This window comes from Sphingomonas sp. AAP5 (assembly GCF_004354345.1).
Taxonomy (GTDB): domain Bacteria; phylum Pseudomonadota; class Alphaproteobacteria; order Sphingomonadales; family Sphingomonadaceae; genus Sphingomonas; species Sphingomonas glacialis.
Genome location: NZ_CP037913.1, coordinates 2,929,375 through 2,953,720 on the forward strand (window position 1 = coordinate 2,929,375; position 24,346 = coordinate 2,953,720).

Consider the following 24,346-nt stretch of genomic DNA (forward strand, 5'->3'; position numbering starts at 1 on the left):
GCGTTAGCGCATCACCCGGTCACCGGCACGATATTATCGTCCGAATTACGATCGATATAGGTGGTGTAGGGATCGATCCCGGCAAACGCCGGCTTGCGCTTGCTGACGATGCGCAGCGTCTGCACGCCCGACCGCACGGGCAGGCGCTCCATCGATACGACGTCCTTGGACGAGAAGGCGCCGTAATCGGGCTTGTGGTCGAACAGCCCGACCGCGATCGTGTCGGACAGCGGCGCCGGCGTCTCCTTGCCCGTGCCGCTTGCGTAGAATTTCGCGGCATCGACGCTGAGCAGCGTCTCGAACGTCCCGTCGGGCAATTTCCGCACGGTCGCGGTCTTCGCCTTGAGATCGTAGAGCGTGATGCGATCGAGCACGTCGCGGACGAGCTCGCGCTCGGCCGGGGTCCGCGCGAGGCCGAGGAAGCCGTTCACCAGATCGAGCGAGCGCGGATACGGCTGGCTCTTGAAGCGATATTTGGCGAGCAGGTCGCGCAGCATCGCATTGACGCGCGCCTCGCCGAGCCGGTCCTGAAGCAGGTACATCACCACCGCGCCCTTGCGATAATGAATGTATCCCTGGTCCTCGACACGGTCGAGCGGCAGCTCCTCGATCCGCTCCGATCCGCGCGACCGCAGATAGCTGTCGAGCTCGTACTTGAGGAAGCGGCGGATCTTGTCCTCGCCATAGAGGTGCTTCATCACCATCAGCGCCGAATATTGCGCCATCGTCTCGACCAGGATTGTGCCGCCCTGCATGTCGGCGCTGATGATCTGGTGCGCCCAATATTGGTGGCCCAGCTCGTGCGCGGTGACATAGGTGACATAGTCGATCTTGTCGGGCGCATTGGCATCGGCGAGGAAGCCGATCCGCTCGGAATACGGGATCGTCCCCGCGAACGCCTGGGCGAAGCTCGCATAGCCCGGGAACTCGATGATCCGCGCATAGTCGAACTGATACGGGCCGAAATTGGCGCGATAATAGCCGAGCGACGCCTTCATCGCCGCAAGCATGCGATCGACGTTATAGCCGTGCTTCGCATCGTAGAAGACCGACAGCTTGACCCCATCGGCCATTTCGGACTTCTCGGCATAGTCCGCCGATTGCACCGAGAAGAACGCGAGGATCGGCGCGGGCGAGACGAAGTGCGCGGTGCGTCGTCCGTTCGCGACAGTGTCGGACAGCTTGCGCCCCGGCGCGATCGGCGTCTGGCCGGCATCGGTCGAGACGGTGATGTCCGAATTCACCCAATCGGCATCGCCGATATAATTGCGCCGCTGCGCCGACACGTCCTCGAGCTTGGCCTTTCGCAACTCCGGCGTCAGCCCGTATTTGCGCCGCTTGGCGCGGTCGCTGAGCAGGCCGTCGCGGTCCATCCCGATCTGCGGCGCGAATTCCGAATTGCTGAGGAAGGTGCCGTTGCCGACGAGCCGCGCGTCATCGCCATTGGCGCGCAGCGCGACCGTCTGGCGATGCGTCACGAACGACAGCGTCCCCGTCGCCCCCGGCGCGAGCGGCGTGGCGAAGCGGTAGATGCGGTATTTGAGATCGGCATCGTCCATCGCGAGCGTGGCGCCCGGAACCGCGATCGACACAATCGTGGTATCCTCGTTGGCGAGCCGCACGTGCAGGTCGCGCACCGGCGCGCCGGTATCGTTGACGAAGCGATAGCTGCCCTTCGCCTCCATCCGGCGCTGCGCCGGATAGAGCGCGACATCGAGCTTGATGTCGGTGGTAGACGGCTGGAGGACCTTTTCGTACTTCAGATACTTCTTTTCATACGTCGCCAACCGCGCCTCGCGGTTCTCGCGCGTGCGATAGACGTTGAGCACGTCCATCTGCCGATAGAGCCACACCCCCGTCACGATCGACACGAGCAACCCGCCGGCAAGCACTGCACCCGCCGGCCCCTTGAGCCGCGCCGGGAGCTGGCGCAGCCGCGGCGCGAGCCGCGTCTCGGTCCCGCGCCGCCACAGCAGATGCGCGACCACCGCGAGCGCGAGCGCGATCCCCGACCAATAGAGCCGCAGCCACCAGCTGAGCGGCCCGCCGATCTGGTCGCCGTTCATGTCCGACAGCTGAAGGTTGCCGCTGCTGCCGTAATTGTAGAGCGGATGCTCGAACCCGATATTCTGCAGCGTCAGCGTCGCGACGAGGTAGATCACCATGATCCCCCAGCCGACGAACTTGTTCGGGCTGAGCGCCTGGACGAACACCGACAGGATCGCGATCAGCACCATGTCGACCGTCATCGGCAGCAGATACCAGCCGAGATACTGCAGCGGCTCGAGCGCAGTCACGCCGCGCGCGAGCTGGACGAGCATCGCCGCCACCGCCGAGATGACCAGCGTCGCAAACAGCACGCCCGAAACCGCGAGTGCCTTGGGCACGATGTACGCCCAATTGGGCAGCGACGTCGCATCGATGATCTCGTGCATCCGCCGCTCGCGGTCGCGCCAGACGACCTCGCCGCCGTAATAGATCGCGATGATCAGCGGGAAGACGCCGAACGCGCCCATCAGCGTGCCGATCACCGCAAAGGTCAGCGGGCGCGCCGCGGTGCCGTACATCTCGCCTGCGAACAGCAGCCCGCCGAGCGCGTTGAACAGCCCGATCAGCAGCAGCACGAAGAATGCCGGGCTGCGAAACACCAGCCCCATCTCGAAGCGGCAGCGCAACCACAGCCGCGCGCCGTTCGCTGCTGCCGGGCGAACCGGCGGGAGGCGATCGACGAGCAGCGGCGCCGACGCGGCGAGCTTGGCGTCCTTGCGCTGCTGTCGCCGCAACTGACGCTTCGACGCGCCGCGTTCGGAAAAAGTGAAGCGCGAATAGGCCAGCGCGAGCGCGGCGAACGACACGACGAGCCAGATCAGCCGGTTCCACAACAGCACGCCGGCAAACGACGGCAGATTCGTGTTCGATTCGCTTGCGGTGAAATAGCGAGTCGTCTTGGCGAGCGCGCCGAGCCCGAACGGCTCGATATACGCGCCCAGCTCGCGATATTCGGGCTTCGCGCGGATCACGGTGTTGAGCACGACATAGGCGACGAGGAACACGACGACGCCGAGATACGAATACATCATCGACCGCGTCATCGTCGCGACCGCGAAGAAGATCGACGCCGTCAGGAACAAATTGGGCAGCGCCAGCAGGAAATAGACCGACACATAATCGAGCAGCCGGTTCGCCCCCATCGTATCGGCATCGACCCACGGCATCAGCGAGCCGAGATAGATCGCCAGCGGCACGACGATGAACGTGATCGCCGCGGCGACGAACGCGCCGAGGAAGCGCCCCATCAGATAATCGAAGCGCGAGACGCGCGTCGAGCGCACCATCGGCCCGAAGCCGCTCTCATCGTCGCGCACGATCACGTTGGCGACGAACGCCGTCGTCACGAACATGTAGAACAGCGTCAGGATCAGCGAGATCTGCGCGATCGCGACGGGCGCGTTCTTGTGGATATTGCCGCCGCCGCCGATCTGGATCTGCTCGGTCGTCATCGCGCCGAACGGCAGCAGGAAGAACAGGACCGAGACGACCCAGAACACCGGGTTGCGGAATTGATAGCCGAGCTCGAAGCGCGCGATCTTGCCGAACATGCCCCCGGCCCCCTTCACGCGGCTGCGACGGTGGGATCGACCAAGGCTGCGTCGCCGCTGCGCGAGCGCGACAATGTCGAGAAATAGACATCTTCGAGCCCGCCGACGACCGGCGCAAAGCCGTCGCCCGGGTCGGTGTCGGACAGGACGTGGATGATCGTGCGGCCCGCGAACAGGCGGGTCGAGATGACCTTCTGCGTCTGCGCATAGTGCGCCATGTCGTCGCGCGCGATCGTCTTCGCCCAGACGGTGCCGCGCGACGCCTGGATCAGATCCTGCGGCGCGCCCTCGAGCTGGATCCGCCCGGCGGCGAGCACCGCCATGCGCGGGCACAGATCGGCGACATCCTCGACGATATGCGTCGACAGGATGATGACGACATTCTCGCCGATCTCGGCGAGCAAATTGAGGAAGCGGTTGCGCTCCTCGGGGTCGAGACCTGCGGTCGGCTCGTCGACGATGATCAGCTCGGGGTTGCCGATCAGCGCCTGCGCGATGCCGAAGCGCTGCCGCATCCCGCCCGAGAAACCCGCGATCGCCTTCTTGCGCACGTTCCACAAATTGGTCTGGTTGAGCAGCGTCTCGACCGTCGCCTTGCGCTCCTGCGCCGAGGCGACGCCTTTGAGCACCGCCATGTGATCGAGCATGTCGTATGCCGAAACGCGTGGATAGACGCCGAAATCCTGCGGCAGATAGCCGAGCCGCTCGCGAAGCCGGTCGGGGGTCGCGAGGATGTCGATCTCGCCGAAGCGGATGCTGCCCGAGGTCGGGGCCTGCAGCGTCGCCACGGTCCGCATCAGCGTCGACTTGCCCGCGCCATTGGGCCCGAGCAGCCCGAACATGCCCTTGGGTATCGACAGCGTGACATCGTCGAGCGCCCGCGTTCCGTTGGCATAGACATGCGTAACGTGTTCGAGTTCGAGCATGATTTCCCCCTATGTCGGAGGAAAGCTAGCGCAGTGTATTACAAAGCTAAAGCGCAAAATGCATTGCGCGTGCGCCGCAGTGCGGCCGGGTCAGATCAGCGTGCGCCGGCGAGCAGGCGATACCCCCATGCCGGCAAGGTGACCTTGCTCGCGGTATCGATCACCAGCGCCGATCCGTCCGCGGCATCGACATAGCGACCCGCGACCGGGCCGTCGCTGAACGACACCGTCTGCGGCGCACCCGACAGGTTGAACAGCGCGAGGACTGTGTCGCTGCCCTTTTCGCGCACGAACGAGAAGACCTTGGTCGGTGCGCTGTTGACCACCGGCGTCATGCGCGCGCCCCACGGCGCGTTCCACAACGCCGGGTGCGCATCGCGGAATGCGATCAACTGGCGAAACAGCGCCGCATTGGGATGGTCGCGCCACGTGATCGGGTCGCGGTCGAAGAATTTGAGCCGCCGCGGGTTGCCCGCCTCCTGCCCGTTATGGATCAGCGGCATCCCCTCGCCGACGAACGACAGCGCGATCGCGGCGGGAAGCGCGGGACCGAAGCGTTCGAACTCGGTGCCTTCCCACGCATTCTGGTCGTGATTCTCGGTATAGGTCATCCGCATCGCCTCGGCCGGCCATGCGCTCTGGACTTCGGAGTAATACCCGAACAGCGCGTTCACATCGGCCTTGCCGGCGGCGATGTCGGCCATCGCATTGTTCCATTTCCAGGCATAGGACGCGTCGAACGCCTTGGCGTGGACATCGCGCTGGTCGAATTCGGCGAGCATGAAGACGGGCTTGATCGCGTCGAGTTCGGCGCGCGCCGTCTCCCAGAAATCGAGCGGCACATAACCCGCGACGTCGCAGCGGAAGCCGTCGACACCGACATCGCGCACCCAATATTTCATCGACTCGGTCATGTATTGCCGCAGCCCGGGCTTGGAATAGTCGAGATCGATGATGTCGGACCAATCCCAGAACGGCGTCGGCCGGTTCGCGCCCTTCCAGTCATGCTCGTACCAGTCGGGATGCGTGGTGTGGATGACATTGTCCCATGCGGTATGGTTGGCGACCCAGTCGAGGATGACGTGCATCCCCTGCGCATGCGCCGCCGCGACGAACGCCTTGAGATCGTCGACCGTCCCGAACTCGGGGTTCACCGCGCGATAGTCCTTGACCGCATAGGGGCTGCCGAGCCCGCCCTTGCGGTTCTTCTCGCCGATCGGATGGACCGGCATCAGCCACAGGATGTCGACGCCGAGCGCCTTCAACCGCGGCAGCTGCGCTTGCGCAGCGCGGAACGTTCCCTCGGGGGTGAACTGGCGCGTGTTGATCTGATAGAGCACCGCCGTCTTGGTCCAGGCGGGATGGTGCAGCAAAACATAGGGCCGCGGCTGATAGCGCGCGTCGATCGCGGCGCTGCCCGGAGCGGCCGCTTGCTTGGCTGAGGCCATGCCCGAAGACAGCAGCGCGACCATTGCCAGTCCAAGCGCACCCATCCGCATCGCCCGCATCGCATTCCTCCCGTTTTATCTTGGGGCGCTTATGCCACTGCTCGGGCAGGGAGCACGGTGAATACGTATGTGACGGCGCGTGCGACGCCGCCGCGTGTTAGAGGCACCGACGCAGATTTGCCCATGCCATCCCGGCCAGCGGACGCCCGACCACTGCCCCCTGCGAGTGCACGGTTTTTTGGCAACGGAGCATGCCGGTCATTATGTTGGATCGTGCGCCTAAAGCAGGCCATGACGTGCGCCATGTCGCGCGCCGTCAAACTTCTTCTTTCGATCGATCGCTTTCTCCTCTGGCTGATTGCCACCGTGGTGCTGGCAAGCCTGCTGCCCGCGCGCGGGGCGGCGACGGGCTGGGTCGATCCAGTGCTGCTCTCCGGCATGCTCTACCTCACGCTGCTGCCCTCAACGGTGCAATCGTCGATCGCGGTCACGGCAATGGCGCGCGGGAATGTCGCCGCGGCGGTGTGCAGCGCATCGTTGTCGAACCTGCTGGGCATTTTCCTGACACCGCTCTTGGTCGGCGTGTTCCTGCACGTCGCGGGCGGCGGCGCAGTCGCGCTGCAATTGCTGCTGCCCTTTCTCGCCGGGCATGTGCTGCGGCCGCTGGGCTTGCAGGTGATTGGCCGGCCGGGGGCCGAGCGGACGCTGTTCCGTTCCGCGGCGATGCTGGAGGAACGGGGGCTGACCGGGGCTTCCTCGCCGGGCGGGGCATTTCAGGGGGACTATCGATGACGCAAGCGACCCGACCGATCGATCCGGGAGCCCCGCCGATCGTGGGAGCGCACCGCCTCGACCGCTATTTCCGGATGAGCGAGCGCGGCACGACGGCGCGGACCGAGGTGCTGGCGGGGGTCACCACCTTCCTGACGATGGCCTATATCGTGCTGGTCAATCCCGCGATCCTCGGCCAGGCCGGGATGCCGGTCGCCTCGGTCGCCGCTGCGACCTGCTTTGCTGCCGCCTTCGCCTCGATCCTGATGGGTATGGTCGCCAATACCCCGCTGGCGCTCGCGCCGGGCATGGGGCTCAACGCCTATTTCAGCTTCACCGTCGTCCAGCAGATGGGCGTGCCATGGCCGGTCGCGCTCGGCTGCGTGCTGATCTCGGGCGTCGCCTTCCTGCTGCTGACGCTGACCGGCGTGCGGCAGATGATCGTCGCCGTCATCCCGCAGCAACTGTTCGCCGCGGTGGCTGGCGGGATCGGACTGTTCATCGGCTTTATCGGGTTGAAGAATGCCGGGATCGTCGTCGCCAGCCCGGCGACTCTGGTCGCGCTCGGCGATCTCACGGCACCCGGCGCAGCGCTCGCCTTGTTCGGCCTGCTCGTGATCGGCGCGTTGAGCGTGTGGAACGTGCGCGGTGCGATGCTGATCGGGATCATCGGCACCACCCTGGTCGGCTGGTTCGCGGGCCAAGTCGTGTTCAAGCCCGAGCCCTACAGCCTCTCGGCGCTCACCGGCACCGCGTTCAAGCTCGATCTGCCCGGCGTGTTCGGGATCGGCGGGCGGCACGGGCTCGGGCTGATCGAGATCCTGTTCGTCTTCCTGTTCGTCGATCTGTTCGACAATATCGGCACGCTCGTCGCGGTGACCAAGCGCGCCGGGCTGATGGACGCCGCCGGGCGCATCCCCGGGCTCAACCGCATCCTGATGACCGATGCCGTCGCGACGATCGTCGGCTCGCTCGCGGGCACGAGCACGGTGACGTCGTATGTCGAGAGCGCGGCTGGCGTGCAGGCGGGCGGCCGCACCGGGCTGACCGCGGTGGTGACGGGCGTGCTGTTCCTGCTCACCATGTTCGTCGCGCCCTATGCGCAGCTGATCCCGCTGGCCGCGACCGCGCCCGCGTTGATCATCGTCGGCGGGCTGATGCTGCTCCCGTTGCGCGAAGTCGACTGGGAGGATGCCTATTCGGCGATCCCCGCCTTCCTCACCGTGGCGATGATCCCGCTGACCTTCTCGATCGCCAACGGACTCGCCTTCGGAATCACCGCGCATGCGCTGTTGAAGCTGATCCGCGGGCGGATCACCACCGCGGACTGGTTCCTGCTGCTGCTCGCCGGGTTGTTCGTCGTGCGCTTCGTCTGGATGAGCGCGGGGGCATGAGCTGATGCGCCACACCGTCCGATCTTATCGCGGCATGGTCACCGCGCCGCACCATCTCGCCGCGCAGGCCGGGCTCGACGTGCTGCGCGACCGCGGGACCGCAGCGAACGCGCAAAAGCTAGCAAGCTGCGCCGGCAGCGCCGCACCTATCCCGCGATCTTCGAGCGCGTCGGCCGGCCGTTGCGCGAAGGCGAATGGCTACGGCAGTCGCTGTTTGCCCAGCATCGGCCAAGCGATCGTGCTCGTCGCCGCGACAAGCCGCAGCGCGGCGCGCAAGACCGCCCAGCTCGGCCGCGCAGCATGAGCGCGCGCGGCTTTCGCGGCGCGCTGCTCTCGGTCGCGCACGATCCGCGCGATCATGCCGATGCGATCCGCCACGAACCCGATGGACTGCTGATCGTCGAGGACGGGATCGTCGTCGCGCGTGGCGACTATCAGGACGTGGCGCCGCGCTATCCGGGACTCGCGATCGAGGCACTGCCCGGACTGATCGTCCCCGGCTTTATCGATGCGCATATCCACTATCCGCAGATGGATCGCATAGCGTCGCACGGTGCGCAATTGCTCGACTGGCTCGACACCCACATCTTCCCCGCGGAGAAGGCGTTTGCCGACCGCGCACATGCCGACGCCGTCGCCGCGGCGTTCCTCACCGAATTGCTGCGCAACGGCACGACCAGCGCGCTCGTGTTCGCAACCGTCCACCCGCAGTCGGTCGATGCGCTGTTCGAGGCCGCCGCGCGCCGCAATATGCGGATCGTCGCGGGCAAGGCGCTGATGGACTTGGGGCCAGAGGGCCTCGCCGATACCCCGCATTCGGGCCGCGCCGAGAGCGAGGTGCTGATCCGGCGCTGGCATGGCCACAAACGGCTCGGTTACGCGGTCACGCCGCGTTTCGCGCTGACCTCGTCCGATGCACAATTGGCCGATACCGGCGCGCTCCTCGCGGCGCATCCCAACGTCCTGCTCCACACGCATCTCGCCGAAAATCTGGGCGAATGCGCCGCGGTTGCCGAGCGCTTCCGCGACGCGCGCGATTATCTCGACGTGTACGATCGCTTCGGGCTGGTCGGCCCGCGCTCGGTCTTCGCGCACGGCGTGCATCTGTCCGACCGTGCCTGCGCGCGGCTCCACGAAAGCGGGGCGGGTATCGCGGTGTGCCCGAGTTCGAACCTGTTCCTCGGTTCGGGCTTCTTCGACTTCGGGCAAGCCGACCGCCACTCGCTACGGCTCGGGCTCGGCACCGATGTCGGCGCAGGAACGTCGTTCTCGCTGCTGTCGACCGCGGGGCTCGCCTATCAGGCGGCGCTCGCGCGCGGCGATCGGCTCGATCCGTTCCGTGCGCTGTATCTGGCGACCGCGGGCAGTGCCGGTTTGCTCCACATCGAGGATCGGGTCGGCAGCCTCGAGCCCGGGCAGGAAGCCGATTTCGTCGTGCTCGATACAACCGCGACGTCCTTGCTCGCACGCCGCACGACCGGCGCGAGCCTCGCCGAGCAGCTGTTCGCGCTGCAGGTCCTCGGCGATGACCGCGCAATCAGCCGGACCTATGTGCTCGGCGAGTGCGTGTGGGACAAACACGCCGATCGGTGACGCCCTCGCGTCAGGCGAGGCGATGCGGGACCGACAGCGCTTCCTCGACGATCGTCTCGCTCATGCCGACGGCTTCCCACGGGAAGACGAACCAGCGCTTGTCCTCGGCGCGATCGATCGTCCTGGCGTGATAATCGACGCGCACTTGCGAACGGACATTGTCGAGCAGCACGGCGAATCGCACGTTGCCGGTGTCACACCCCGCCTCCGCGAGCAGGCGCCGGATATCGGCGATCGTCCCGCCGCTGTCGTTGATGTCGTCGACGAAGAGCAGCCGGACGCCATCCGCGCTCTTGGCCGCGACCTTGCCGAGCAATTCGTCGGCAAAGCCCGGCACTTTCGACGAATGATCGATCGACAGCATGTGCACTTTCAGCGCGTGCGACAGGAACACCGCGGGCACGAGCCCACCGCGCCCGATCCCGACGACGAAATCGGGCATCCAGTCCCCGCGCGCGACGGCGTGCGCGACGGCTTGCGTATCGGCGACGAAATCGTCGTGCGGAATGTAATAGAGCTGGGGGCTGGCGGCGGTGCTCATGACGCGACACTCCGTATGGCGGCGCGATGGCGGCCCGCCGAAGCGAGGCCGGTTATCGCGTCTGGTCGGCAAGGGCAACCGCCGCCGCGCCTGATGGCGGATGCCGACCTGTCGGGGATCAGAGCGGTTCCGCACGACCAATTTTCCGATCGCTCTGGCGTCAAACGCACAGATGCGGGACACAGGGACCCGGTGCCGGCGACGGCGCGGAATGGATCGTTTCCTCTTTCATCATGGATATTCGCGATGCTGAGACTGCGTACCTTCAAGACTGTGTCGCTCGCCGCCTGTGCGCTTTGCGCGACCATAGTGGCGGGATCGCTCGCCGCCGGTGCAGGCCCGTCGACCGACGCCGTGATCGCCACGCGCGTCGATGGCTTCAAGAAGATGGGTGGCGCGATGAAGGCGCTCAACGATGAGTTGAAGAGCGACGCGCCCGTCAAGGCGACGATGGTCGCCGCCGCGCAGATGATCGCCGAGACCGCGCGCGCGCAGGGCAAGCTGTTCCCCGCCGGCAGCGGGCCTGCGCCCGGCGTCAAGACCGATGCGCTGCCCATCATCTGGACCGACCGCGCGACCTTCGACGCGCAGATGGCCAAGCTCGTCACCGCCGCCGACACGCTCGTCGCGGTCGCGAACAGCGGCGACGCCGCGGCGATCGGCGCGCAGACGAAGGCGACCGGCGCAGTGTGCGGCGGCTGCCATCGCCAGTTCCGCTCGAACACCTGAGGCATCGATGCTCGCCCGCGACTGCCGGCGCGTCTGTTCGATTCGCTGCGCGTAGCTCTGCTCGACGTTTCGGGGGGGAGCGAGTCGCAGCATCCGGTCGCGGAAATGGGCCAGTGACGACGGCTGAGCCGGCGACGGATCGTTCCTGGGCGTTGCTAGCCACGCTCGGCGGGGTCGGTGCGGGGTTCATCGCGCTCGCGGTCGCGGGCGGGTTTCGCTTTTGCCGCTATTGCACGTGCTGCCCTGGGATATTGTCGAAGACGATCAGACCGTTGCGTTGTATAAACACCAAGACTCGGATCGCGATGACGTCGGCGCCTGTGAAAAAGGCGTGCGACGATCCGCGATCTGCCACGCTTTCGACGATCGGCGTGAGGCCGAGCGAAAACCGACTGACCTTTTCAACTTCATCGAATAGTCACGACAGTTTTATCGAGGTGATTTCGACAAGAGCACCGCTCTAAACCGCTCTCAGACGCACCGCTTCACACTGCCTCATCGAGGAACGCTGCCATGTCGAGCACTGCACACGCCGGACGCCATGCGCCGCTCGCCAGCAGCGCCGCCCCCGCCAAACAGGTGAACCGCTAACGCCTCCCGACCGAATTCCCCCCTGGCCAAAAAGGACTGACCCATGAGCTATGTCACCACCCAAGACGGCGTCGAGATTTTCTTCAAGGACTGGGGCGCGAAGGACGCGCAGCCGATCATGTTCCACCACGGCTGGCCGCTGTCGTCGGACGATTGGGACTCGCAGATGCTGTTCTTCCTCGCCAACGGCTACCGCGTCGTCGCGCATGATCGTCGCGGGCACGGTCGCTCGACGCAGATCGGCACCGGCCACGATATGGACCATTATGCCGCCGATGCAGCTGCGGTGGTCGCGCATCTCGACCTCAACAACGTCATTCATATCGGCCATTCGACCGGCGGTGGCGAAGTCGCGCGCTATGTTGCCAAATACGGTCAACCGCAGGGCCGCGTCGCCAAGGCGGTGCTGGTCAGCGCGGTGCCGCCGCTGATGCTCCAGACCGAGGGCAACCCCGACGGCCTGCCGATGGCGGTGTTCGACGGGATCCGCGCCGGGCTCGCCGCCAACCGCGCGCAGCTGTTCCACGATTTTGCCGCAGGGCCGTTCTACGGCTTCAACCGCCCCGGTGCGACCATCGTCCAGGCGACGATCAACAATTGGTGGCGCCAAGGCATGATGGGCAGCGCACAGGCGCATTACGACGGCATCGCCGCGTTTTCGGAAACCGACCAGACCGCGGATCTCAAAGCGATCACCGTGCCGACGCTGGTGCTGCAGGGCGATGACGATCAGGTCGTGCCGTACAAGAACGCCTCTGTGATGCAGGCCGAACTGCTCCCGAATGCGACGCTGAAGATCTATCCCGGCTTCTCGCATGGCATGCTCAGCGTGAACGGCGACGTGATCAACGCCGATCTGCTCGCCTTCGCGCGCAGCTGACCCGGCCTCACGCCGCGGCGGCATGGCAACAAGCCCCAACGGATCGCGCCTGCGTCGATCCGTTGGGGAGCATCTTCACGCCCCGCCGCGACTAGACGTCGCGCATCCCGTCCTCGCCCCGATCGTCCGCGCCCAGCGCGACGAATTGGTCGAGCAACCACGCGGCGGCCGGTCCGGGCGGGGTGTCGCGCCGGAACACGCCCGCAAAGCGATAGGTGCCGCCGGGGTGATCGGGCATCGCGAGGCGTTTAAGCGTGCCCGCGATCAGATCGGGCTGGATCAGCGGCAGCGGCATGTTGCCCCACCCGATCCCCTCGCGCAGCAGCGCGTGCTTGGCGCCGAGATCCGCCAGCCGCCAGGTCCGTGGACTCAGCACCGAGAAATCCTGTCCCTGCGTCAGCGGCGACCGGTCGGTCAGCACGAGCTGGACGTAATCGCGCCCTGCACCAGGCGCGATCCGCTCCATCTTGCCGAGCGGATGGTCGGGCGCTGCGACCGGCACGAGCACCACCGATCCAGCACCGACGCATTCGACCCCTTCGACCCCGGCGGCGAGCGGCCCGGAAATCCCCACGACCGCATCGCGGTTGAGGACCAGCGACGTGATCGCACCCAAAGCCTCGACGTGCAGCCGCAACGTCACGGTCGGGAACGCCGCGGCAAAGCTGCGCAGCACCATGCCCAGCCGGTGCGTCGGCAGCATCACGTCGACCGCGAGATTGACCTCCGCCTCGAGCCCGTCGAGCAGCCCCTTCACTTTGGCGCGCAGCCCGTCGATCCCCTGCGCAACGGTGCGCGCCTCGGCCAGCACCGCGCGACCGGCGTCGGTCAGCTGCGGCTTGCGCGTGCCTTCGCGGTCGAACAGCGTCAGCCCGAGCTGCGTCTCGAGATTGCCGATCCCGTAGCTGATCACCGAGACCGCGCGGTTCAGTTTGCGCGCAGCGGCGGCAAAACTCCCCGTCTCGACCACGGTGAGGAACACGCGCAGCTGGTCGAAGGTCGGCGTGCCGGGGTTGGACATATCAATTCCATCGAACGTTTCAGTCTATTTTATCCGACTGACCGGGCATGTCGAGGCCGTCTATATCCGTCGCAACACAACGGAGACACGCCATGATCGACATTCGCCCCTTCGCCAGCCTCGGTGGTGCCAACCACGGCTGGCTCGATGCCAAGCACCATTTCTCGTTCGCCAACTATTACGATCCGGCGCGCGAAAGCTGGGGCAATCTGCGCGTCTGGAACGACGACACGATCGCCCCGCAATCGGGCTTTCCGCCCCACCCGCACCGCGACATGGAGATCATCACCTATGTCCGCGAAGGCGCGATCACGCACCAGGACAATCTCGGCAATCTCGGCCGCACCGAGGCGGGTGACGTGCAAGTGATGTCGGCGGGCACCGGCATCACGCATGCCGAATATAACAAGGAAGACGTGACGACGAAGATCTTCCAGATCTGGATCCAGCCGACGCAGACCGGCGAGAAGCCGAGCTGGGGCGCGCGTCCCTTCCCCAAGGATGACCGCGCCGGACAGTTCGTGGTGCTCGCCAGCGGTTTTGCCGAGGACACCGACGCCTTGCCGATCCGCACCGATGCGCGCGTTATCGGCGCGACGCTCAAAGCCGGCGAAACCGCGACCTATCGGCTCGGCCGCGACCGCCGCGGCTATCTCGTCCCCGCCACCGGTGCGATCGAGATCGAGGGCAAGCGCATCGCCGCGCGCGACGGCGTCGCGATCAGCGACCAGCCGACGGTGGTGATCACCGCGCTCGAGGACAGCGAGATCGTCCTGGTCGACGCGGCCTGAGCGATGGCCGTCCGGCGCGTGCCGGGTGGCCTCGCAGCATCGGGGCGAGTGTCCCGGCTCGCTTAATCGCGCCCGGCATCGCCCTGTCGCCGCCGCCCCGGAGCGTCCGGGGCGGTGATCGTCGCGCGATCGAGCGCTTCGGGGACCAGCGCGAGATTCTGGATCGCCGCGAGGCCCCATTGCGCCGAGGCATTGGTCGAAACGCCAGGCCATTCGAGCACACCATCGACGCGATGCCGCGGATCGGATGGCCAGGTACCGAGCCCGGCATCGCCCGACAGGAACTCGTCTGCGGCGCGCGTCGCGAGCGCCGCATCCTTTTCCACGAACGCCGCATAAGCGGTGAGCCGCGAATGCCCCTCGCGCAGGTTGCGCGGACCGAACGGCGCGCCGAACTTGGCGAGATACGCGCTCTGCGGCGCATTGTACCAGCGGCAATAGTCGAGCCATGCAGCGCGATAACGCGGCACGTCGAACAGGCGAATCAGCTCCGAACTCACCTCTACCGCGCCGAACACGGCGTTGAGATGCGAGAACTGGATGCCACGCCCCTGGTCGAGAAAGCGTCCGCTCGCCAGGTCGAAGGGCGCGCTCCCCGTCATCCAGCCCTTGGGCAGCCGCCCGATGCTGTCGAGACCCGCCGTCACGCGATCGCGCCAGCGCACGTCGCCGGTCCGCTCCCATTCGGTCAGCCACGCCGCAGCGAGCGGGCACCAGGTGGTGCCGAAGGTCATCTCGATCGTCCCCGCCGGCAGCGCGGGCTTCTTCGCCGCGTTCGGCACCTTGCGGCCGATCTCGACCGTGGTCAGCGTCTGGTCCGACGTGATCAGATCGTGGAGCAGATCGCCGACCCGCTCGTCGGCGGTGAGGTAGTAGAACGGCCGGCGATAGCTCGCATTGCTGACGCGCGGCTGTTTCGAGCTGTCGCTCCAATGCTGCACGCCGTGGCGCGTCCCCATCCCCTTGAAGCGGCCGCTATGGTACACGTCGACTTCGCCAGTATGCCGCGTCATCGCCTCGGCGAAGCGCCAGGTCTTCGCATCGCCGGTGCGCAGCACCTGGTACCACAGCCACAGGTCCGGCGAGAGTTCGCTATTGTCCCACGCAAAGCCGCCAATGTCGTAGCGCCAGCGATGCCGGTCGCTGTCATAGGTGTGCATCACGTCGCCATGATTCCAGAAACCGTACCAGGCGCGGCGATCGACTTCGCCCGCGTAGAAATCGACGAGGTTGCTCAGCTGGTTCTCGATCGCGGCGCGGTTGGGGGTCGACCGGTCGGGCAGGCCCCAGTCGCCGAACACCTGCGCGGCGTGGAGGTGCGCGGGTGCGACCATCAACTGCGGCGGCGCGGCCTGCATCGTCGCGAGCCCCTGCAGCAGTGCCCTGTCGGGCGTTGAGGGGAACGCCCACAGCATCAGCTCGCTGGTCCGCGCGATCCCCGCGGCATCGTCCCAGCCGGGTTCGTAATCTTCGTAGGTGACCGACAGGCCTTCGTTCTGCGCATCGAAGCGCTCCATCCCCATCGTGCCGTGATACGGCCGCATGTCCATCGCCGCCGCCTCGGGCGACCATAGCCATGCCGTCAGCGCGGCGGCGTCGCCGGTCGCGCCATCGATGTGCAGCGCGGTCGGATGCCGCTGCCAGAAATAGCGCACGCCGAGCGCCGCGCCGCCCTGCGGCGAGCCGACATACGCCAGCCCCGGCGCGCGATGCCCTTCGTCGGCGTCGATCCAACCCTGCTCGGGCGCGGTCCGCTTGGTGATCGTCCAGCCATTGGCGGTCGGCTGCTCGAGCCGGAAGTCGCCCCAGGCGGGGATCCGCTCGAGCGTCGCGCGCACCGCCTTGGCCATCGTGTCGAGCGGCGGCACCGCGCGGCCGGCGACTTGTGCCGCCTTGAACGCCATTCCCGGATCGCGCCGCAACCCGGTCAGCGGGCGGACCCCTTCGGCGAAGAATTGCGCGTCGGTGGCGAAGCGCACGTGGCGATCGTGGAGCGCGGCGTCCTTCACCGGCACGCTCGCGCGCACGCCCAGCGCCGAGATGAAATCCTTCGACGCGCTGCCGTCGAACACGACGCTGTGGACCATCCGCAACCCGCTCGACCCGGCATAGGCATAGAGCCGGACGACGAACGGCAGCCAGCGGCGCTCGCCCGACACGTGCGCGCCCTCGATCTTCACGACCGCGCGCACCGGCCCGGTCTGCTCGACGGTGACGCGCTCGATCCGCCCCGCGAAGGGCAGGTCGGCGCCGTGCAGCGGCTCGGTGCGCGATGCACCGATGAGGGTCACAGGGCCAAGCACCGCGCGGCCGGCGATGCTCGCTTGCTGCACCAGCGCCGCGCCCGATTTGCCGATACGCCATTGCAGATCGCCGACGCTGATCGTCACCGCATCGGCGCTCTCGGTCACGCGGACGGGGCGGGCTGGCATCGCGGGGCGGCCGCGCGTGACGCTCAAGCCGTCGGGCGCGATGTCGGCGGGGATCGCGTGCGCGCTCCACTTGATCGAGCCGTCAGGCCAGCTCGCGGTGGTCCAGCCTTGCGACGGGACCGGCGTGCCGTCCCGCGCCGTCACGCTCAGCGCCGTGCCGCGCTTGACCGCGCCGCGTGGCCAGGCGACGCCGAACGTCTGCCCAGGCTGGAGCGCGGGCGCCGCGCCGTCGATCCACCGCACCGGCGCCGACTGAAACGCCGCGACCGGGGCCGCGCCCAACCGCGCCGGTAGCAGCGCGACGCCGCTCCCGAGCAAAGCCGCCTTGAGTGTCTCGCGGCGATTGAGCATATCTCTCTCCATCATCGGTGCGTCACCGACACGCGCCGGATGCGCAGGTGGCTCCACGTGGTGCGCAAGCCCCAATGGCCGCGCGTGTAGGGTTGGGTGTCGTCGAGCGTGAACAGCCGCTTGCCGTCGCGCTCGACCGCGATGGTGTGGCCGTCGGCGATCAGCACGATCCGCGTCCAGCGATTGGCGACGAGCATGTCGGCGGGGGCTGCCGTGTCATGCTCGGGCAGGATCGGACGGTTGCCGGGAACGCCGATATAGCGGCGGAAACGCGTTGTGCTATTCCGGTTGCCGCCGATCCCGACATAATAGGTGATGAGGTCGTCATAGCCGCCGAACGCGCCCGAGCGCGGCGTAGTCAGCACCGACGATCCGTCGCGGTTGGTCGCCATCCAGAAGGCGTTGAGGTCGCTGACCTGGTCGTTGGCACCGCCGGCGGACACCGCCATCGCTTCGAAGGTGATCGTCGTCGGCGCGGTGATCGGCGTGGTCGACCACAGGGTCAGACCCTTGGGCGTGTCGATGTCGATAACGCCGTCGGCTTCGGTGACCCGCGCAGCCGGCGACTCGGCCTCGACCCGCCAGCCGTCGAGCGACGCCTGTGGCGAGGCGCCGAGCAGCGTCAGCGCGGCGATGCTGCCGAGGAGCTTTACGCTCTGCATACCCTCTCCCCGCCTCTGTTCAGCGTTTGCGTCAGCATAGGCCGACACAGGGTGCGTTGCCAAGCTATTCCCGTAATCTATAACCACAGGTCATATTGTGGAAACTTGTGCTCGGCGTCAGCCGATATGAGATGTTGCGATTTATGGAATCAAATCGCATGATGCGGGACACAAAGAAAAGAGAGGATGCCATGAAGGCGAAAATCCTGCTGAGTACATTGCTGGCTATCGTCACCGTGCCAGCGATCGGCGCCAAAGCGCCGCCGCCGCTGCGCATCTTCATCGCCAGCGATTCCACCGCGCAGGACTATAAGCCCGAAAAATATCCGCAATCGGGCTGGGGGACGATGCTACGCTGCGCTCTCGCGGCCAATGTCACGCTCGAGAACCGAGCGATCGGTGGGCGCAGCACCAACAGCTTCATCCGCGAAGGCCGGCTCGACACGATCGCGGCCGATCTGCGCAAAGGTGACACGCTGATGATCCAGTTCGGCCATAACGATCAGAGCGCCGACAAGCCCGAACGCTACACGACGGTCGACCAGTACATCGCCAATCTCCACCGCTTCCTCGCCGTGGCGAAAACGGCCGGGGCGAAGGCGGTAATCCTCACCCCCGTCGCGCGCCGCGACTTCAAGGACGGGATCGAGCAGCAGACCTATCCGCTCTACGCCAACGCCGCGCGCCAGGTCGCGCGCGACACGCACACGCCGCTGATCGATCTCGGCAAGCTGTCCGAGGCGATGGTGCAGGCGCTCGGCGAACAGGCGGCAGCGGCCTATTACCTGCATTATGACGGCAGCGCCGGGGCGCCCGGTTATCCCACCGGCGTGCACGACAACACGCATTTCAGTGAACTCGGCGCGCGCCATGTCGCCGATCTCGTCGCGGTCGAGCTGCGCGGGCTCAAGCTGCCGGTGTCGCGTTACGTCACCCCGCATGTCCCCGCGCTCACCCGCACGACGCCCGCCGGCGGCCCGTCTTGCGCCTGATCGCCGGTCTCGCACTGAGCCTCTCCGTGGCGCTTCCCGCGCACGCGCAGACGCGCAGCCTTACGCTCGCGGGCAAGGCGGCACCCGGCACGACGCCCGTCGCCCCCGATCACGCTTATGCCGACGGCGTCGGCTACGAACCCGGTTCGACGCGCTTGTTCTCGGTCGCTGCCACGCCGGGCAACTACAGAGTCACTGTCACGCTCGGCCTGCCCAGACAGGCGACCGAGACGACGATCAAGGCGGAGTCGCGCCGGTTGATGCTCGATGCGGTCCGCGTGCCCGCTGGGCACAGCATCACGCGCAGCTTTATCGTCAATGTCCGCAATGCCGCGCTCGTCCCCCCGCCGCTCAACGCGCCCGGCGGCAGTGCGGTGCTCCTCAAACCGCGCGAGCGGAGCTCGTTCAGCTGGGACGACAAGCTCACGCTCGAGATCCTCGGCGATCATCCCGGCGTCACCGCGATTTCGATCGCGCCGGTGCAGGTGCCGACCGTCTTCCTGCTCGGCGATTCGACCGTCACCGACCAGGGCGCCGAACCCGCCGCGAGTTGGGGCCAGATGCTCCCCGCTTTCTTCAAACCCGACATCGCGATCGCCAACCATGCCGAGAGCGGCGAGACGCTCAAATCGTTCATCGCCGAATTGCGTTTCGCCAAGGTGCTCGAGTCGGTGAAGCCCGGCGACTGGGCGGTCATCCAGTTCGGCCATAACGACCAGAAGGCGAACTGGCCGCAGACCTATGCCGCCGCCGAGACGACCTATCGCGCCTATCTGCGCACTTGGATCGCCGAGTTCCGCCGCCGCGGCGTCACGCCGGTGCTCGTCACCTCGCCCGATCGCCGGATGTGGAGCGGCACCAAGATCAAGTCGACGCTCGCCGACTATGTCGCGGCGGTGAAGGCGGTCGGCGCCGAGCAGCAGGTCGCGGTGATCGATCTCAACGCCGCGAGCATCGCCTTCTACGAAGCGCTCGGGCCGGAGCGTGCGCCGCTGGCGTTCAACGATGGCGGCAAGGACGCGACGCATCACGACAATTACGGCGCTTGGGTGCTCGCGCGCAGTGTCGCCAAGGGCATTGCCGACGCCGGGATCCCGCTCGCCGCGCATCTTGCGCCCGATCTGCGGGCGTTCGATCCGGCGCAGCCGCCCGATCCGGCGACGTTCCACCTCGCGCCCAGCATCGCCCACGACGCCACCCGACCCGACGGAAGCTGACATGACCTCACGCCGCACGTTCCTCGCCTGCGGGCTCGCCGCGAGCCTCCCCCTTCCCGCCTTCGCGCAGGATCCCGGTGTCGGCGCGGGCGGGCGCGCTGGCAGCGACACCGCCGAGCGCTTCCCGCTCTGGCCGAAGACGCCGCCGGGCGCCCCGCAGACCAAAGTGACCGACGCATGGGTCAAGCGTTCCCCCACGGGCGCCGCCGACGACATCGCCTGGCCGCATGTCGCGACGCCGATGCTCACCGTGCTCAAGCCTGCCCGGCCGAACGGCGCCGCGGTGCTGATCTGCCCCGGCGGCGGCTATGTCCGCGTCGCGGTCGGGCGCAATCCCGGCGCGATCTCGCAATGGTTCGCCGATCGCGGCGTGACCGCGTTCGAACTGCTCTACCGACTGCCGCACGACGGCTGGGCGGCGGGGCCCGACGTCGCATTGCAGGATGCGCAGCGCGCGATGCGCGTGATCCGCGCGGGCGCGGGCACGCGCTGGACGGTCGATCCAGCGCGCGTCGCGATCACCGGCTTTTCGGCGGGCGGCCATGTCGCCGCGAAGCTCGCGGCGCGCTCGACGCTCGCGGTCTATGATCCGCAGGACGCCGCGGACCGGCTGTCGGCGACGCCGACCGTCGCCGGGCTGTTCTACCCCGTCATCACGATGTTCGATGAGGGCGTACACGCGCAGTCGCGCCGCGAACTGCTCGGCGCCAACGCCGCCAGCCCCGACTTCCAGCGCCGCTATTCGGCGCAGGTCGACTTGCCCGCCGACATGCCGCCGACCTTCATCGCGTGCAACGCGGACGATCCTGTCGTCCCCTTCAAGAACAGCCTGCTGATGATCGAGGCGCTGCACGCAGCGAAGGTCCCGGCCTCGCTGATGGTGTTCGAAAAAGGCGGGCACGGTCCACCCGCCAAGCGTCGCGACGGGACGATCGTCCCCTGGCAGCAGATGTTCGCCGACTGGGCCGGGGATCATGGCTGGCCCGCCTGACCCGACGCCCCGAGCAAGGAAATGACCATGCGTATCACCGTCGCGGCGCTCCTGCCGCTCACCCTGCTCGCCGCGCCTGCCGCGGCGCAGACCGCCGACATGAAGAGCTGGGTCGATGCCAAGACCGGCCACAAGATCGTCCGCATCACCGATGCACCCGGCAATTACGCGCTCTACTTCAACTACAACGCCTACACGCCCAACGGCGACACGATGCTCTTCTCGACCGCCGAGGGCATCCAGGCGATGGACCTCAAGACGTGGACGCTGCGCACCGTGCTCAAGCGGCGCGGCGTCCGCTTGCTGTTCGCCGGCCACAAGACGCGCACCGCCTATTTCTCCGAGACCGACCGCAGCAAACCCGATGCACCGGTCACCATCTCGGCTGCCGACATCGATACCGGCGTGGTGCGCAAGATCGCCGAGGTGCCGCGCGGCAGCCAGATCGACACGATCAACGCCGACGAAACGCTGCTCGCCGGGCAGTTCACCACGCGCCCCGTCGAGCTCCAGCCCGGCACCGCAGGTCGCGACCCGCGCACCGACCAGGCCGCCTATGCCGCCAATGGTCCAGACGGCAAGCCGCTGCCCTATGCCGAGGCCAAGGAGGTGCGTCTCAACGACCGGCTCGAGGCGAAAATCCCGATGGAGATCTTCACGCTCGACGTGAAGACCGGCGCCCGCCGCACGATCGTCACCGCGACCGACTGGCTCAACCATCTGCAATTCTCGCCGACCGATCCGACGCTGCTGATGTATTGTCACGAAGGCCCGTGGCACAAGGTCGACCGCATCTGGACCGTCCGCACCGACGGCAGCCGCAATACCAAGATCCACACGCGCACGATGAACATGGAGATTGCCGGCCACGAATTCTGGTCACCCGACGGCAAGACGATCTGGTACGATCTGCAGACCCCGCGCGGCGAGGATTTCTGGCTCGCCGGCTATGACGTCGCCACCGCCAAGCGCCGCTGGTTCCATCTCGAGCGCAACGAATGGTCGGTGCATTACAACGTCTCTGCCGACCAGACGCTGTTCTCGGGCGATGGCGGCGACCCCGAGATGGTCGCGCACGCGCCCGACGGCAAATACATGTACCTGTTCCGCCCGCGCGCGATCCCCGACGTTGCGGGCATCCATGCCGACAATGCCGGTGCACTGATCGCGCCGGGTACCTTCGCGACCGAGAAACTCGTCGATCTCGCCAGGCAGGATTACAAGCTCGAGCCCAACGGGCGCTTCTCGCCCGATGGCCGCTGGCTGTTCTTCCGCGCCAATATCGAGGGCAAGGCGGCGATCTACGCCGTCGCGACGGACAAGGCGCGGTAGCGCGTCCGGCGGGCGTGACGCCGCCGGACGCTCCCCGCCGGCTTATTCCGCCGTCTCGGCCGGGGTCAGGCTGCCGGGGAAATAGCCGAGATGCGGCGGCTGGTTATACGCCGTGTTCTGCCACGCCACCCCGGCGCGATAGACCGGGTCCTGCATCAGCGTGACCAGCCGGTGCGTGGTCGGATAGGGCGTGACGTATATCCGCAATGCGCGATTGTCGGCGGTGCGCCACACCACTTCCTCACGCCAGTCGCCCAATAGGTCGGCCTGCAGCGCCGGGGTTGCCTTGGTCCCGTTGTTCGACGCGAGCCCCTCGGGCGACAAGAGCGGGACGGCGGTGGCGGTCTTCCAGTCCCATTTGCTGATCGTCGTCTTGTCGAGCAGCTCCTGCAGCAGGTCGCCATCCCAATAGAGCGCAAAGTTGGTTTGGCGCGGCGCCGGGCCGATCGCATTGCCCTTCACGTCGAACAGGTCGCGGCTGTTCGAGCCCCACAGTTCGGCGCCGACATGCCGCGGGTCGATATCGGCGGCGAGCCCGCGGCCGGTGTCGGTGTCGGCGGGCTTGGTCCACAGCACTTGCCCGGTCCGCGCGTCGAGCAGCGCCGAGCCGATCCCGCCATTGGTCTTCACCTGCTCGTGCACGCCCCATTTTTCGAGCCCCGGCCGCATCGGGTCGAGATCGGCGACATGCATCGCATCGCCGTGGAACAGCGGGTCGGTCCACAGCCCCTTGCCGTCATCGTCGAGCGCCATCGATCCGTAGATCACCTCGTCGCGCCCGTCGCCGTCGACATCGGCGATGCTGAGCTGGTGATTGCCGCGATCGGCATAGTCGCCATTGCCCGGTGCGGAGGAATCGAAGGTCCAGCGCTTGACCAGCTTGCCGGCGCGGAAGTCCCACGTCGCGACGACGGTGCGCGCATAATAGCCGCGGCCGAACACCATGCTCGGATGCTGCCCGTCGAGATAGGCGGTGCCCGCGAGGAAGCGGTCGGCGCGGTTGACATAGCCGTCGCCCCACGTGTCGCGCAGCTGCTCGAAGGTGGGGTTGCCGCCGGGATAGCGCGGCGGATCATAGGGCTTGGTGTCGAGCGCGCGGCCGCTGCGGCCGTCGAACACGGTGAGATATTCGGGCCCCTTGAGGATCCGTCCGATCAAGGGCGCGACCTTGCTGCCGTCGGCGAGCACCTTCGCGCCGGTCCGGTCGGGCTGCGGCACTTCGCCGCCATGCTCGCGCCAGTCGGCCGTGGCGTCGCCGATCACCGTGCCGGTCCCGTCGACCGTTCCATCGGCGGTCTTCATCGCGATCTCGGCGCGACCGTCGCCGTCATAGTCGGCGATCTGGAACTGCGTGTAATGCGCGCCCGCGCGGATGTTTTTGCCGAGGTCGATCCGCCACAGCCGCTTGCCCTCGAGCGTATAGGCGTCGACGAACACGTCGCCGGTATAGCCCGCCTGGCTGTTGTCGTGGCTGTTGGTCGGATCCCATTTGAGCACGATCTCATAGCGGCCGTCACCGTCGAGATCGCCGACGCCGGCATCGTTGGCGGTGTAGCTATACGCCTCGCCAGCGGGGGTCGTACCGCCCGGCGGCGGGGTCAGCGGGATCGACAGATAGCCGTTGGGCGCCATCAGGGCGGACCGCTTTTCAGGAGCGCCGTTCGCGACTGCGAGCGTATAGCGCGCGTCGGCACTCCCCTGCGGATCGACGAAGGCGGTGGCGTTGGTGACCGGGCGCGGCGTGATCTTGCGACCATCGCGATAGACGTCGAACGCGGTCGCGCGCGGATCGCTCGCCAGCAAACGCCAGCTCACCAGCCAGCCGCCACCCTTTGCTGGCGTCGCGACGAGCCCGCGGTCGAGCGTCTCGATCGCACGCGGCGGCGGAGCCGCTGCTGCTGCTGCCGCCACGGCACCGAGCGCGACGCTCGCCCAAAAGTAGCTGCGCATCCGGATCATCCTGTCTCTCCCCTGGCGACGGTCAGCCTCGCCATATCTCAACAATTATGATTGCATTTCACCAAATGGCAACATAGAACGGAACAGCGATCCACAATGTGGATGTTACAGAACGAAGTCGATGGC

Annotated in this window: 19 protein-coding genes; 11 read left to right on the forward strand and 8 right to left on the reverse strand. The window is 66.9% G+C overall.

Annotated elements, in window-relative coordinates:
- Positions 1–11: 11 nt before the first annotated feature.
- The 3 genes from E2E30_RS13560 to E2E30_RS13570 form a co-directional block, all read right to left on the reverse strand.
- The gene (locus tag E2E30_RS13560; RefSeq protein ID WP_133190628.1) at positions 12–3,599 is read right to left on the reverse strand and encodes an ABC transporter permease/M1 family aminopeptidase; all 3,588 of its coding nucleotides are present in this window, start codon (positions 3,597–3,599) and stop codon (positions 12–14) included.
- 14 nt (positions 3,600–3,613) lie between these two features.
- On the reverse strand, positions 3,614–4,525 hold the full coding sequence (locus tag E2E30_RS13565) for an ABC transporter ATP-binding protein (RefSeq protein ID WP_133190630.1): 912 nt from the start codon (positions 4,523–4,525) through the stop codon (positions 3,614–3,616).
- Between the two features lie 95 nt (positions 4,526–4,620).
- Complete coding sequence (locus E2E30_RS13570; protein WP_133190632.1) at positions 4,621–6,033, reverse strand: alpha-amylase family glycosyl hydrolase; 1,413 nt, start codon at positions 6,031–6,033, stop codon at positions 4,621–4,623.
- Positions 6,034–6,276: 243 nt separating this feature from the next.
- Here E2E30_RS13570 and E2E30_RS13575 point away from each other — a divergent pair, with 243 nt between their 5' ends.
- Genes E2E30_RS13575 through guaD form a run of 4 tightly spaced genes read left to right on the forward strand, consistent with a single transcriptional unit; the run spans position 6,277 to position 9,731 of the window.
- Positions 6,277–6,765 carry a bile acid:sodium symporter gene (locus E2E30_RS13575; RefSeq protein WP_438810923.1) on the forward strand — a complete coding sequence of 163 codons (489 nt, stop codon included), beginning with the start codon at positions 6,277–6,279 and terminating at the stop codon, positions 6,763–6,765.
- Positions 6,762–8,138 carry an NCS2 family permease gene (locus E2E30_RS13580; RefSeq protein WP_133190634.1) on the forward strand — a complete coding sequence of 459 codons (1,377 nt, stop codon included), beginning with the start codon at positions 6,762–6,764 and terminating at the stop codon, positions 8,136–8,138. The genes E2E30_RS13575 and E2E30_RS13580 overlap by 4 nt, the downstream gene beginning before the upstream one ends.
- Before the next feature lie 4 nt (positions 8,139–8,142).
- A complete protein-coding gene (locus E2E30_RS20935) occupies positions 8,143–8,442 on the forward strand; it encodes a hypothetical protein (protein WP_206365586.1) in 300 nt (99 codons plus the stop codon).
- The gene (gene guaD / locus E2E30_RS13590; RefSeq protein WP_133190636.1) at positions 8,439–9,731 is read left to right on the forward strand and encodes a guanine deaminase; all 1,293 of its coding nucleotides are present in this window, start codon (positions 8,439–8,441) and stop codon (positions 9,729–9,731) included. The genes E2E30_RS20935 and guaD overlap by 4 nt, the downstream gene beginning before the upstream one ends.
- Positions 9,732–9,741: 10 nt before the next feature.
- Here guaD and E2E30_RS13595 read toward each other — a convergent pair whose 3' ends face one another.
- Positions 9,742–10,272, reverse strand: coding sequence for a phosphoribosyltransferase (locus E2E30_RS13595; RefSeq protein ID WP_133190638.1), 531 nt, complete (start codon positions 10,270–10,272; stop codon positions 9,742–9,744).
- 246 nt (positions 10,273–10,518) lie between these two features.
- On the opposite strand from E2E30_RS13595, the gene E2E30_RS13600 reads away from it, so the two are divergent.
- Both E2E30_RS13600 and E2E30_RS13605 read left to right on the forward strand, forming a co-directional pair.
- Positions 10,519–11,001: a c-type cytochrome gene (locus E2E30_RS13600; RefSeq protein WP_133190640.1), complete on the forward strand. Its 483-nt coding sequence runs from the start codon at positions 10,519–10,521 to the stop codon at positions 10,999–11,001.
- A 634-nt stretch (positions 11,002–11,635) separates the two neighbouring features.
- Positions 11,636–12,472 (forward strand): alpha/beta fold hydrolase, encoded by an 837-nt coding sequence (locus E2E30_RS13605; RefSeq protein WP_133190642.1) that lies wholly within the window; start codon positions 11,636–11,638, stop codon positions 12,470–12,472.
- 91 nt (positions 12,473–12,563) lie between these two features.
- On the opposite strand, the gene E2E30_RS13610 is transcribed toward E2E30_RS13605, so the two are convergent.
- Complete coding sequence (locus E2E30_RS13610) at positions 12,564–13,493, reverse strand: LysR family transcriptional regulator (protein WP_133190644.1); 930 nt, start codon at positions 13,491–13,493, stop codon at positions 12,564–12,566.
- Between the two features lie 92 nt (positions 13,494–13,585).
- Here E2E30_RS13610 and E2E30_RS13615 point away from each other — a divergent pair, with 92 nt between their 5' ends.
- Positions 13,586–14,284, forward strand: coding sequence for a pirin family protein (locus E2E30_RS13615; RefSeq protein ID WP_133190646.1), 699 nt, complete (start codon positions 13,586–13,588; stop codon positions 14,282–14,284).
- A 62-nt stretch (positions 14,285–14,346) separates the two neighbouring features.
- On the opposite strand, the gene E2E30_RS13620 is transcribed toward E2E30_RS13615, so the two are convergent.
- Positions 14,347–17,067, reverse strand: coding sequence for an exo-rhamnogalacturonan lyase family protein (locus E2E30_RS13620; protein WP_335925400.1), 2,721 nt, complete (start codon positions 17,065–17,067; stop codon positions 14,347–14,349).
- Positions 17,068–17,078: 11 nt separating this feature from the next.
- Positions 17,079–17,729, reverse strand: coding sequence for a DUF6250 domain-containing protein (locus tag E2E30_RS13625; protein ID WP_133190650.1), 651 nt, complete (start codon positions 17,727–17,729; stop codon positions 17,079–17,081).
- A gap of 191 nt (positions 17,730–17,920) precedes the next feature.
- On the opposite strand from E2E30_RS13625, the gene E2E30_RS13630 reads away from it, so the two are divergent.
- From E2E30_RS13630 to E2E30_RS13645, 4 genes are read left to right on the forward strand one after another with little or no spacing between them, the layout of a single operon-like run.
- A complete protein-coding gene (locus E2E30_RS13630; RefSeq protein WP_240698937.1) occupies positions 17,921–18,721 on the forward strand; it encodes a rhamnogalacturonan acetylesterase in 801 nt (266 codons plus the stop codon).
- Positions 18,712–19,938, forward strand: a complete 1,227-nt coding sequence (locus tag E2E30_RS13635; protein WP_240698938.1) for a rhamnogalacturonan acetylesterase — start codon at positions 18,712–18,714, stop codon at positions 19,936–19,938. Before E2E30_RS13630 ends, E2E30_RS13635 begins: the two co-directional genes overlap by 10 nt.
- A gap of 1 nt (position 19,939) precedes the next feature.
- Positions 19,940–20,929 carry an alpha/beta hydrolase gene (locus tag E2E30_RS13640; protein WP_133190652.1) on the forward strand — a complete coding sequence of 330 codons (990 nt, stop codon included), beginning with the start codon at positions 19,940–19,942 and terminating at the stop codon, positions 20,927–20,929.
- A 27-nt stretch (positions 20,930–20,956) separates the two neighbouring features.
- Positions 20,957–22,261, forward strand: coding sequence for an oligogalacturonate lyase family protein (locus E2E30_RS13645; RefSeq protein WP_133190654.1), 1,305 nt, complete (start codon positions 20,957–20,959; stop codon positions 22,259–22,261).
- 42 nt (positions 22,262–22,303) lie between these two features.
- Here E2E30_RS13645 and E2E30_RS13650 read toward each other — a convergent pair whose 3' ends face one another.
- Positions 22,304–24,211 (reverse strand): rhamnogalacturonan lyase, encoded by a 1,908-nt coding sequence (locus tag E2E30_RS13650; RefSeq protein WP_165954524.1) that lies wholly within the window; start codon positions 24,209–24,211, stop codon positions 22,304–22,306.
- Positions 24,212–24,346: the final 135 nt, after the last annotated feature.

Excerpts from the sequence above, each read along its gene's own strand:
- E2E30_RS13560 (WP_133190628.1), bottom strand. The coding sequence starts at position 3,599 with ATGTTCGGCAAGATCGCGCGCTTCGAGCTCGGCTATCAATTCCGCAAC.
- E2E30_RS13565 (WP_133190630.1), bottom strand. The coding sequence starts at position 4,525 with ATGCTCGAACTCGAACACGTTACGCATGTCTATGCCAACGGAACGCGG.
- E2E30_RS13570 (WP_133190632.1), bottom strand. The coding sequence starts at position 6,033 with ATGCGGGCGATGCGGATGGGTGCGCTTGGACTGGCAATGGTCGCGCTG.
- E2E30_RS13575 (WP_438810923.1), top strand. The coding sequence starts at position 6,277 with ATGTCGCGCGCCGTCAAACTTCTTCTTTCGATCGATCGCTTTCTCCTC.
- E2E30_RS13580 (WP_133190634.1), top strand. The coding sequence starts at position 6,762 with ATGACGCAAGCGACCCGACCGATCGATCCGGGAGCCCCGCCGATCGTG.
- E2E30_RS20935 (WP_206365586.1), top strand. The coding sequence starts at position 8,143 with ATGCGCCACACCGTCCGATCTTATCGCGGCATGGTCACCGCGCCGCAC.
- guaD (WP_133190636.1), top strand. The coding sequence starts at position 8,439 with ATGAGCGCGCGCGGCTTTCGCGGCGCGCTGCTCTCGGTCGCGCACGAT.
- E2E30_RS13595 (WP_133190638.1), bottom strand. The coding sequence starts at position 10,272 with ATGAGCACCGCCGCCAGCCCCCAGCTCTATTACATTCCGCACGACGAT.
- E2E30_RS13600 (WP_133190640.1), top strand. The coding sequence starts at position 10,519 with ATGCTGAGACTGCGTACCTTCAAGACTGTGTCGCTCGCCGCCTGTGCG.
- E2E30_RS13605 (WP_133190642.1), top strand. The coding sequence starts at position 11,636 with ATGAGCTATGTCACCACCCAAGACGGCGTCGAGATTTTCTTCAAGGAC.
- E2E30_RS13610 (WP_133190644.1), bottom strand. The coding sequence starts at position 13,493 with ATGTCCAACCCCGGCACGCCGACCTTCGACCAGCTGCGCGTGTTCCTC.
- E2E30_RS13615 (WP_133190646.1), top strand. The coding sequence starts at position 13,586 with ATGATCGACATTCGCCCCTTCGCCAGCCTCGGTGGTGCCAACCACGGC.
- E2E30_RS13620 (WP_335925400.1), bottom strand. The coding sequence starts at position 17,067 with ATGCTCAATCGCCGCGAGACACTCAAGGCGGCTTTGCTCGGGAGCGGC.
- E2E30_RS13625 (WP_133190650.1), bottom strand. The coding sequence starts at position 17,729 with ATGCAGAGCGTAAAGCTCCTCGGCAGCATCGCCGCGCTGACGCTGCTC.
- E2E30_RS13630 (WP_240698937.1), top strand. The coding sequence starts at position 17,921 with ATGAAGGCGAAAATCCTGCTGAGTACATTGCTGGCTATCGTCACCGTG.
- E2E30_RS13640 (WP_133190652.1), top strand. The coding sequence starts at position 19,940 with ATGACCTCACGCCGCACGTTCCTCGCCTGCGGGCTCGCCGCGAGCCTC.
- E2E30_RS13645 (WP_133190654.1), top strand. The coding sequence starts at position 20,957 with ATGCGTATCACCGTCGCGGCGCTCCTGCCGCTCACCCTGCTCGCCGCG.
- E2E30_RS13650 (WP_165954524.1), bottom strand. The coding sequence starts at position 24,211 with ATGCGCAGCTACTTTTGGGCGAGCGTCGCGCTCGGTGCCGTGGCGGCA.